Genomic DNA, 9,798 nt, shown 5'->3' with positions numbered 1-9,798 from the left:
TCAGCGATGCCGTAGCATCCTTTCCCGCATCAGGCATGCGCCTCATGCGCCTATCCGGCCTTAGCACCCGTTTCCAGGCGTTATTCCGGTCTGTTAGGCAGATTCCCCACGTGTTCCTCACCCGTCCGCCGCTGGTATCTTTCGATACCCGCTCGACTTGCATGTATTAGGCACGCCGCCAGCGTTCGTCCTGAGCCAGGATCAAACTCTCAATGTCTAATTCCTTCTCCCTCGCTCTCTCGAGCTTGGGCACTTCTTCTCTGGCGTTTGGTGATTCTTGTGCGTGTTTAGTTTTCAAGGTTCTCTCACTGCCAAGGCTCTCTTTCGCGCCCCCTCTTGCAGCGACAGCGACTATCTTACCTCCCTCCAAACTTTTTTGCAACCCCTTTTTGAAAAAAATTTTTATGATTTTATTCTTTGTTACGATTCATAAGAAATCCCCGCCTGTTCACTTACTGTGATCAGACAGGGATTCATTGTTTCATCAGGATTTTCTGCATTGTTTCAGTAAAGAATTCTACACTAGCACACTTTATTTACGCGGTAATATAGCATGAAACACAAGATACGATAATCCCACAATTACCCCAAGCGCCAAAAATCCTGCAGCTTGATGTATTGCAAAAATTTCTAAAGGAGACATTTAGACCACTCCTCGTAGATATGATTTTTAGATCGAATCTTCTTCTGTTTCGGTATCGTCTGTCGTTATGACACGAGCTACTGTTGCAACTTCCTCACCATCTGGCACATTAATCAATTTAACACCCTGAGTATTTCGGCTTTGTGTAGAAATATCCGCAACGTGAATGCGTATAGCTACTCCTGCATTGGTAATAATCATTAAATCATCTTGTGAAGTTACCATTCTTAATGCAATAACTACACCATTCTTCTTTGTACAGTTTAACGTTTTAATGCCTTTTCCGCCACGAGATTGAGTACGATAGTCGTCAGCGGGTGTTTTTTTACCATAGCCTCGGCTGGTAACCACCAGCACTTCATGATCTTCCTCAATAACATCCATAGCTATAAGCTCATCATTCGGATTAAGAGCAATTCCTTTGACACCTGTTGCATTTCTACCCATAGTTCTTACATCGGATTCAGGAAAGCGGATGGAGAGCCCGCAGCGAGTCGCCATAATAATATCCTTACTACCGTTTGTTAATTTTACCGAAATAACCTCATCATCTTCTTTTAAATGAAGTGCAATTAAGCCTGTTTTTCGAATATTGGCGTATTCACTTAGAGCAGATTTCTTGACAATGCCCATTCTTGTAGCAAAGAACAAGGTTAGTTGTTCCATATCTTCTTCAGCTATGGTTCCAAGCGGAATAACTGCAGTAATTTTTTCACCCTGTTCAATGTTCAGCAAATTAATGATGGGCACACCTTTAGCCTGGCGACTAAATTCAGGAATTTCATATGCCTTAAGATTGTATACTCTTCCACGATTCGTAAAAAAGAGAACCGGGCTATGGGAAGAGCAGATGTGCAAATGCTCAACAAAATCTTCTTCTCGAGTTCCCATCATGGTCATACCACGGCCACCACGACGCTGGCTTTGGTAAGTTGACAATGGAATACGCTTGACATAACCAGCATGCGTTATGGTAATCGCAACGTCTTGTACAGGAATGAGATCCTCTTCATTGATATCTCCCTCTGCAGCTACAATCTCTGTACGTCTTTCATCACCAAATTTATCGCGAATTTGTATAATTTCTTCTCGAATGACGCCCATTAATCTCGATTCATCGGCTAGAATAGCTCGTAACTCACTGATTAATTTTTGCAATTCTGCATACTCAGCTTCAATTTTTTCTCTTTCTAAACCAGTCAAACGCTGAAGACGCATATCCAATATTGCCTGGGCTTGTTCTTGCGATAATCCAAATCGTTGAATTAATCCCTCTCTTGCTTCATCAACTGTTTGAGAAGCGCGTATTAAGGCTATAACCGCATCTAAATGATCAAGTGCAATTCTTAACCCTTCAAGAATATGGGCCCTTGCTTCAGCTTTTCTTAAATCATACTGCGTTCTTCGTGTGACTACTTCTTTTTGATGTTCCAAGTAATGATAAAGCATTTGGCGCAAATTAAGTACTTTAGGCTCACCATTAACCAACGCCAAATTGATGATGCCGAAATTTGTTTGCAAACCAGTAAATTTAAAAAGATTATTTAATACAACTTGAGGCCTTACGTCTCGGCGCAATTCTATAACCATTCTCATGCCGTTTCGGTCAGATTCGTCTCGAAGATCAGTAATACCATCTATTTTTTTGTCTCTTGCTAATTCTGCTATTTTTTCCACTAATCTGGCTTTATTTTGTTGATATGGGATTTCCGTAACTACGATTCTAGTTTTCCCACCCGACATTTCTTCAAATTCTGTTTTTGCTCTGACCGTTATACTGCCACGACCAGTTTCATAAGCACGGCGAATGCCATCTCTACCCAGAATAATGCCACCAGTAGGAAAATCGGGTCCCTTAATATAATTCATCAATTCCGATACTGTGACATCTGGATGATCAATCATGGCAACAACACCATTGATGACTTCGCGTAAATTGTGTGGAGGGATATTTGTAGCCATTCCTACTGCAATTCCGGACGATCCGTTTGCCAATAAATTTGGAAAACGGGCAGGTAATACAAGTGGCTCCTGTTCATTTTCGTCGTAGTTAGGACCAAAATTAACAGTCTCTTTCTGTATATCTCTTAATAATTCCATCGCAATAGCTGACATGCGAGACTCTGTATAACGCATGGCAGCCGCAGAATCTCCATCTACAGAACCAAAGTTTCCATGTCCATCCACTAATAGATAGCGTGTTGAAAATTCTTGGGCCAGTCTAACGAGAGCATCATAAACAGAAGCATCGCCGTGCGGATGATAACGTCCAAGTACATCACCCACAATGTGTGCTGATTTTTTATATGGTTTTTCATGTGTCATTCCAGATTCGTACATCGCATATAAAATTCGACGATGTACAGGTTTTAATCCATCCCTGACATCCGGAATCGCACGACTGATAATAACGCTCATAGCGTAATCCATAAAGGATTGACGTACTTCATCACCTAAATCAATGGGTATAACTTTGCCCATGTAATCTTGAGACAACTAAATCCCCCCTAAGATCTCTCTTCTTCCATGATGAAAGATTAAATATCCAAATTCCGAACATAACGCGCATGTTCTTCTATAAATTCACGGCGTGGTTCAACTTTGTCGCCCATTAAAATACTGAACGTTTGTTCAGCAGCCATCGCATCTTCTGTAGTTACCCTTAATAGTGTGCGCGTACTCGGATCCATCGTGGTTTCCCAAAGCTGTGTCGGATTCATTTCACCCAGACCTTTATAGCGCTGAATATTGATATTCTGTCGACCTATTTCTTGTAGAATTTGCTCAAGTTGTTGATCTGAGTATGCGTATTGAATATTTTTTCCTTTTGTAATTTTATAAAGCGGTGGTTGTGCAATATATACATAACCCGCATCAATAAGTGGTCTCATGAATCGATACAACAATGTAAGTAAAAGAATGCGGATGTGGCTTCCATCGTGATCGGCATCTGTCATAATCACAATTTTATGATATCTAGCTTTTGTAATATCAAAATCTTCTCCAATGCCCGTTCCACTCGCTGTGATAATAGATCGAACTTCTTCATTGGAGAGTACCTTATCCAAGCGCGATTTTTCTACATTGATAATTTTTCCACGAATTGGAAGTATAGCTTGAAAAGTTCTATCTCTACCCGATTTTGCCGATCCGCCTGCTGAATCACCCTCGACAATATAGAGTTCGCAAATAGATGCGTCTTTTGAAGAACAATCAGCTAATTTTCCAGGCAATGAACTGACTTCCAAAGCATTTTTACGCCTGGTTAACTCTCTTGCTTTACGCGCAGCTTCTCTTGCCCGCGCAGCCATCACTGCTTTTTCAACAATTTTTTTTGCAACAGAAGGATGTTCATCTAAAAATGTTTGTAATTTTTCACCAAATAAGCTTTCCACAATTCCACGAACTTCTGAATTGCCAAGCTTTGTTTTGGTTTGTCCTTCAAATTGCGGTTCGGGCACTTTAACACTAACAATAGCAGTTAAACCTTCCCTGACATCGTCACCTGTCAAGTTATTGTCCGATTCTTTTATCGCGTTTAACTTGCGAGCAAAATCGTTAATCACTCTTGTTAATGCACTTTTAAATCCAGATTCGTGTGTACCACCTTCATGAGTATTAATATTATTAGCAAATGAAAAAAGCGTTGCTGAATAACCGTCGTTATATTGCAGGGCGATTTCAACCGTTACATCATCTTTTTTCCCACTCACAAAAACGGGATCTTCATGAAGCACATCTTTAGATTTATTTAGAAATTCTACAAATTCCGCAACACCGCCAGAATAATGGAAATTTAATTTTTTCCCGCCATCACGTTCATCTTGAAAAATGATTTCCAATCCAGCATTTAAAAAAGCAAGTTCTCTAAGTCGATTCTGTAAAATTTCAGAATCAAAAACTATTGTTTCTGTAAAAATTTCAGGATCTGGTCTAAAAGAAACACTGGTTCCTGTATGATCTGTGCTACCAATTACTCGTAGATCGTAGAGAGGTGTACCTCTTTCATATTCCTGTTCGTAAATTTTTCCATCCCTATGAACTTCCACTCTCAGCCATGTGGAAAGGGCATTGACGACAGATGCGCCAACACCATGTAAACCTCCTGATACCTTATAACCACTTCCACCAAACTTACCGCCTGCATGAAGAACGGTTAATGCTGTTTCTACAGCTGGTCTTCCGGTTTTTGGATGAATTCCAACTGGAAAACCGGCGCCATTATCCACAACAGTCACAGAATTATCAGGATGAATCTGGACAAGAATACGGTCACAGCGACCAGCAAGCGCTTCATCCACAGCATTATCTACAATTTCCCAAACCAGATGATGAAGACCTCTTGAACTGGTTGATCCGATATACATACCAGGACGTTTTCGAACAGCTTCCAATCCTTCAAGAACCTGAATTTGCGTTTCATCATATACTTTCGCAGTCGCGTTTGTTTCGGACAATGACATTCCCTCCGAGATCATCGAATCAAATATAATCGCATGAGTCATTTTGTATAAACTCATCTGGTAATGAAACATCTTGTAGATGATCCTCTAGAATAAACATTCGTTTTTTTAGAGTCATTACAGATACGGGAGATAAATAGATTTTTTGAAAAGTCACTACTACAGATTTAATATCTTCCGCATCAATCATCTCAAGAGAATAATCGGCATAGGCATTTTTAAAAAAGCTTTCTGTATTTGCACTCTCTCCAATGCGCCAATCAAAGATACCTACCAATTGGTCTACGTGAATGGCTACATCACCGCCAATGTGCAAATACATGATATTCACTATCCTTCCGAAGTAAGTATACCAGAATCAACTTTGTAGAGTTTTGGCGCCATGCGAAAATAGTCAGCTAAAGATGACCAACTTGTTGTCGTAAGGATAGTTTGAACTTTTTCTGTCATCGAAAGAAGCAGATTTTTTTGTCGATCATCATCTAACTCTGATAGCACATCGTCCAGTAAAAGAACAGGATATTCCCTAGATAATTTATACAATAACTCAATTTCGGCAAGCCTGAGAGAAAGAGCTATCGTTCTTTGTTGTCCTTGACTGCCATATTTTTTAGCATCTTTCTCATTTAAATAAAATAACAAGTCATCTCTATGTGGTCCTATAGTGGTTATGCACTGATGGATATCTTGTTTTCTTTGTTTTTGTAAACCTGTATATAGAGCTTCTTGAAATTCATGAATGGTGAAGGAGTATAAATAAGCATCATCTATACGTAGCGAAGAATCATATTTTATATTAAGTTTTTCTTTTTGATAAGCTATTTTTTCATATAAGGATGAAGCAATATGGTTCAAATCTTTAAAAAAATCGATTCTCTTTAATAAAATATAAGATCCATGTATAGATAATTGTTCATCAAGAACATCTAACAATGATTCATCAATGTTGTGAGATTTTAAAAATCGATTTCGTTGCTGCAAAGTTTTATTATACAGTGCTAAATGATAGAGATAGGTAGGCTGGCTTTGTCCTATCTCTATATCTAAAAATCTCCTTCTTAAGGCAGGACTGCCTTTAAGAAGTTGTAAATCTTCAGGAGAAAATAAGACAACTTGCAAATGTCCGATATAGTCGGACATTTTTTTATATGGAGCATGATTAATCCAAGCTTTTTTCCCTACATTCTCTTCAATTTGAATTTCTAATTGATAATTCCTGATTTCATGTTCAACTAATGTTTTAAGTGTCGATCTCGTTTCTCCAAATTGGATAAGTTCATAATCTCTCACAGTTCTATGAGATTTACCAATACCTAAATAAAAAATGCTTTCTAACGCGTTAGTTTTTCCTTGTCCATTTTCTCCAACGAAAACATTGAGTGTAGGAGATAATTCAAAGAATACATGTCTATAATTGCGATAATTTTCGAGATCAACCCATTTAACAATCATTCTTTATCAGCCTTAAGTAAATACGACTTATTTTGAATCGTTAAGACATCATTAGAAACTAATTTTTTACCTCTTCTGGTTTCTATCATTCCGTTTACAAGAACTCGGTTTTCTTCTAAAAAGATTTTTACATCTCCTCCAGAAGAAACATAATTTAATTTCTTTAGTAATTGACCTAAAGTTATATATTCATTATAAAATATAATTTTTTCCATATGTATAATTACCTCGTTAAAACAGGAGAAATTAATTGTAATGACCCATTCTCCTGATTTTCCAATATCACAAACGGTTGATTTGATCCATTTAAGCGAATGGTTACTGTTTCAGATTCTAAATTTCTTAAAGCGTCCAAAACGTAACGTCCATTAAAAGTTATTTGTACATCTTCACCTGATTTTTCATTAATCCACAGTTGTTCTTGAACATTTCCAATCTCAGGTGAATTAGAAGACATTGACATTTCATTGTTTTGAATTTCCATTTTTACTTTGTTATTTTCTTTGTCTCTTAAGATAAGAACTGCTCGATCAACTGCAGATAAAAGTTCAGATCTGTTAATCAGCAATTCTGTTTTCCACTGACTTGGAATCAATCTGCTTGTGTCTGGATAGGCTCCGCTCAATAAGCGGGTATAAACGTGCATAGAACCGAATATGAATAGAGAGTGACCCTCCGATAATTGCAAGACAACTTCTTCATCACTATCAGGAAGTATTTTGGCTAATTCATTTAAAGATTTTCCAGGAAGAACTGCTGAAATTGTATGATTCTTTACTTCTTCGAAAGGATATTTTTTTGTAGCTAATCGGAGTCCATCTGTCGCTGTAAAACTTAAAAAGTCTCGATTTAATTCAACATGCAGGCCAGTTAAGATAGGTCGTACTTCGGATGAGGAAGTTGCAAAAACTGTTGATTCTATTAATGAACGTAATTTTTTGGATGATACCTTAAACGCGTTGGAGGATAAAAAAGAAGGTAATTTAGGAAATTCTGAAGCATCAATACCATGTAGATGAAACTCAGAGTGTCCTGAAACAATTTTTGTGATGTAGTTGGAATTGGTCTGTATTTGAACCTTTTCATCTGGTAATTTTCGAATGACATCCAAAAAATATCTTGCTGGTAAAACTATACTACCAGGCTCTGATATTTGCAGAAACGTTGGATCTTCTGTTTGAACAGATAATTCATCTTGAATACCGAGTTCTAAATCATATGCTGTTGCAATAAGTGTATTGGATGAAAGGTTGATTAGTATTCCTGAGAGAATTTGTTTGGTCGTTCTTGTAGCTACAGCTCTTGAAACATTATTTATGAGATTGAGAAGAGCATTTTTATTTACGACACAATGCATGGGAGATGAAACTCCTTTCAAAAATTTACATCTGATTTTCTATGACCAATCTAGTAGTAGATAGATAGTATATAGATCTTTTTACTAGTACAAGTAATAGTAATAACGCCTGTGTTTTTGTGGATAACTTAAAGATTCGCTGTAATCACTAGCGTTTTTCCTTGTGGATAATATGTGCATAACTTATTTTTTCTTGTGAGAAAAACTAAAAGTTGTCCACATTTCATCACAATTCATCACAAAGTACGAATTGCCTCAGATAGTCTCTCAACAATCGCTCGTATCTCATCATTTTTTGTCATTTCTTCTGTGACTCTTTCACAAGCGTGCAGAACGGTTGTATGATCTCGCCCACCAAATGCTTCTCCTATTCTTGGTAAAGATAGGTCGGTTAATTCTCTGGTTAAATACATGGCTATCTGTCTTGGAAAAGCTATATTTCTTGTTCGTTTTTTTGCCTTTAAGTCTTCTAGCTTTAAGCTGAAGTGATCACCTACAACTTTTTGGATATGGGATACATTAATGGTTTGCTTGTTTCCTCTTTGAATGAGTTCTTGCAATGCTTCTTCTGCCAGGCCGAGAGAAATATCTGAATTCACCAATGAAGAATAAGCAACGATTCGAATGAGAGCTCCTTCTAATTCTCGAATATTAGAATTTACCTGATTGGCGATGTAATATGTAACATCTTCCGGGATACTGATGCCTTCTGATTTAGCTTTTCTCTGCAGGATAGCAATACGTGTTTCTAAATCTGGTGGTTGAATATCTGTAATCAGTCCCCATTCAAAGCGCGATCTCAATCTATCTTCTAATGTAGGTATCTCCCTGGGTGGACGATCGCTGGAAATTACAATTTGCTTAGCTTCTTCATGTAAAGTATTGAATGTATGGAAAAATTCTTCTTGTGTTTGTTCTTTTTTAGCTAAAAATTGAATGTCATCAATTAACAAAACGTCAATAGAGCGATATCGATTTCGAAAATTACCGGTACTATTCTCTCGAATTGCGGTGATAAATTCATTTGTAAAACGTTCAGAAGATAAATATAAAACTTTAGAATAAGGCCTTAGCTTTTTGGAAAGTTGCCCAATGGCATGCATCAAGTGCGTTTTTCCTAGTCCAACTCCTCCATAAATAAATAGAGGATTATAGTTTTTGGCTGGTTTTTCTGCTACAGCTAAGCTTGCTGCATGTGCAAAACGATTACTAGCACCTATTACAAAATTTTCGAAAGTATAACGAGGATTAAAGTTTGTAGTTTCAAAGACTTCTTCAGATTGTTGACTCTCGCCATTCTGAATTGTCGTTTGAATTTCAATAACTGGCTGACTTTTATCTTTATGGTCAGCGAAATTTGAGGTATCTTTCTCTCGATCACGAGGATCAGTTAGCGGATCGTGAATAAATTGTAAATTGAATTCTTTATCTGTTAACGCAGTTATTGTATTTTGAATTACCGTATAGAAGTGTTTTTCTAACCAATTTCTAGTAAATAAAGTAGAAGCTTGAATAACAATTGTATTGTCTGATTCCCGATAAGCTGCAATTCGGGTGCCTGAAAACCAAGTTTCAAATGTTGGAGTCGTTGTTCTTTCCTGAATGACAGTTAAAACTTGAGACCATAAATCGTCAAAATAATCGGTTTTCAATACTGTGCTCATTGGGTGACAAAAATCCCCCTTACCATCTGTAAATAGAGAAAATGGGCATTGAAAAATTTTCATAAGAAGTCCACAAAGTTTGATTTGGAATACTTATGAATACGCTTTTGATAGATTTTCGAGTTGATTCGAGATGAATCGACAAAATTAAAGGATCAGTTATTCACTTTTCAACAAGAGGTGAATTATTTTATCCACAACCTGTGGATAAAATGGTGG

General features: G+C 37.4%; 7 protein-coding genes and 1 rRNA gene. All 8 read right to left on the bottom strand.

Annotated features, from left to right (window positions below; translation table 11 throughout):
* Positions 1–217 (bottom strand): 16S ribosomal RNA (locus BUA75_RS09725); the annotation flags it as partial.
* A 453-nt stretch (positions 218–670) separates the two neighbouring features.
* The gene (gene gyrA, locus BUA75_RS09720) at positions 671–3,124 is read right to left on the bottom strand and encodes a DNA gyrase subunit A (protein ID WP_129583596.1); all 2,454 of its coding nucleotides are present in this window, start codon (positions 3,122–3,124) and stop codon (positions 671–673) included.
* 56 nt (positions 3,125–3,180) lie between these two features.
* Complete coding sequence (gene gyrB, locus BUA75_RS09715; RefSeq protein ID WP_072874421.1) at positions 3,181–5,106, bottom strand: DNA topoisomerase (ATP-hydrolyzing) subunit B; 1,926 nt, start codon at positions 5,104–5,106, stop codon at positions 3,181–3,183.
* A 19-nt stretch (positions 5,107–5,125) separates the two neighbouring features.
* Positions 5,126–5,428, bottom strand: a complete 303-nt coding sequence (gene remB, locus BUA75_RS09710) for an extracellular matrix regulator RemB (protein WP_083574260.1) — start codon at positions 5,426–5,428, stop codon at positions 5,126–5,128.
* 8 nt (positions 5,429–5,436) lie between these two features.
* Positions 5,437–6,558 (bottom strand): DNA replication/repair protein RecF, encoded by a 1,122-nt coding sequence (recF, locus tag BUA75_RS09705; protein ID WP_072874407.1) that lies wholly within the window; start codon positions 6,556–6,558, stop codon positions 5,437–5,439.
* The gene (gene yaaA / locus BUA75_RS09700) at positions 6,555–6,773 is read right to left on the bottom strand and encodes a S4 domain-containing protein YaaA (RefSeq protein WP_072874406.1); all 219 of its coding nucleotides are present in this window, start codon (positions 6,771–6,773) and stop codon (positions 6,555–6,557) included. The genes recF and yaaA overlap by 4 nt, the downstream gene beginning before the upstream one ends.
* Before the next feature lie 8 nt (positions 6,774–6,781).
* On the bottom strand, positions 6,782–7,915 hold the full coding sequence (gene dnaN, locus BUA75_RS09695) for a DNA polymerase III subunit beta (protein ID WP_072874405.1): 1,134 nt from the start codon (positions 7,913–7,915) through the stop codon (positions 6,782–6,784).
* A gap of 236 nt (positions 7,916–8,151) precedes the next feature.
* Entirely contained in the window at positions 8,152–9,579 is a 1,428-nt protein-coding gene (gene dnaA / locus BUA75_RS09690) for a chromosomal replication initiator protein DnaA (RefSeq protein WP_072874404.1), read from the bottom strand.
* Positions 9,580–9,798 lie beyond the last annotated feature (219 nt).

Source organism: Alicyclobacillus tolerans (assembly GCF_900142255.1).
GTDB classification, from domain to species: Bacteria; Bacillota; Bacilli; order Alicyclobacillales; family Alicyclobacillaceae; genus Alicyclobacillus_I; species Alicyclobacillus_I tolerans.
The sequence above is the reverse complement of the archived record's forward strand: the minus strand, read 5'-3'. Positions and strand labels throughout refer to the sequence as shown.

What these genes read in the sequence shown, in the direction of transcription:
- gyrA (WP_129583596.1), bottom strand. Translation starts at nt 3,124, where the DNA reads ATGGGCAAAGTTATACCCATTGATTTAGGTGATGAAGTACGTCAATCC.
- gyrB (WP_072874421.1), bottom strand. Translation starts at nt 5,106, where the DNA reads ATGTCATTGTCCGAAACAAACGCGACTGCGAAAGTATATGATGAAACG.
- remB (WP_083574260.1), bottom strand. Translation starts at nt 5,428, where the DNA reads ATGTATTTGCACATTGGCGGTGATGTAGCCATTCACGTAGACCAATTG.
- recF (WP_072874407.1), bottom strand. Translation starts at nt 6,558, where the DNA reads ATGATTGTTAAATGGGTTGATCTCGAAAATTATCGCAATTATAGACAT.
- yaaA (WP_072874406.1), bottom strand. Translation starts at nt 6,773, where the DNA reads ATGGAAAAAATTATATTTTATAATGAATATATAACTTTAGGTCAATTA.
- dnaN (WP_072874405.1), bottom strand. Translation starts at nt 7,915, where the DNA reads ATGCATTGTGTCGTAAATAAAAATGCTCTTCTCAATCTCATAAATAAT.
- dnaA (WP_072874404.1), bottom strand. Translation starts at nt 9,579, where the DNA reads ATGAGCACAGTATTGAAAACCGATTATTTTGACGATTTATGGTCTCAA.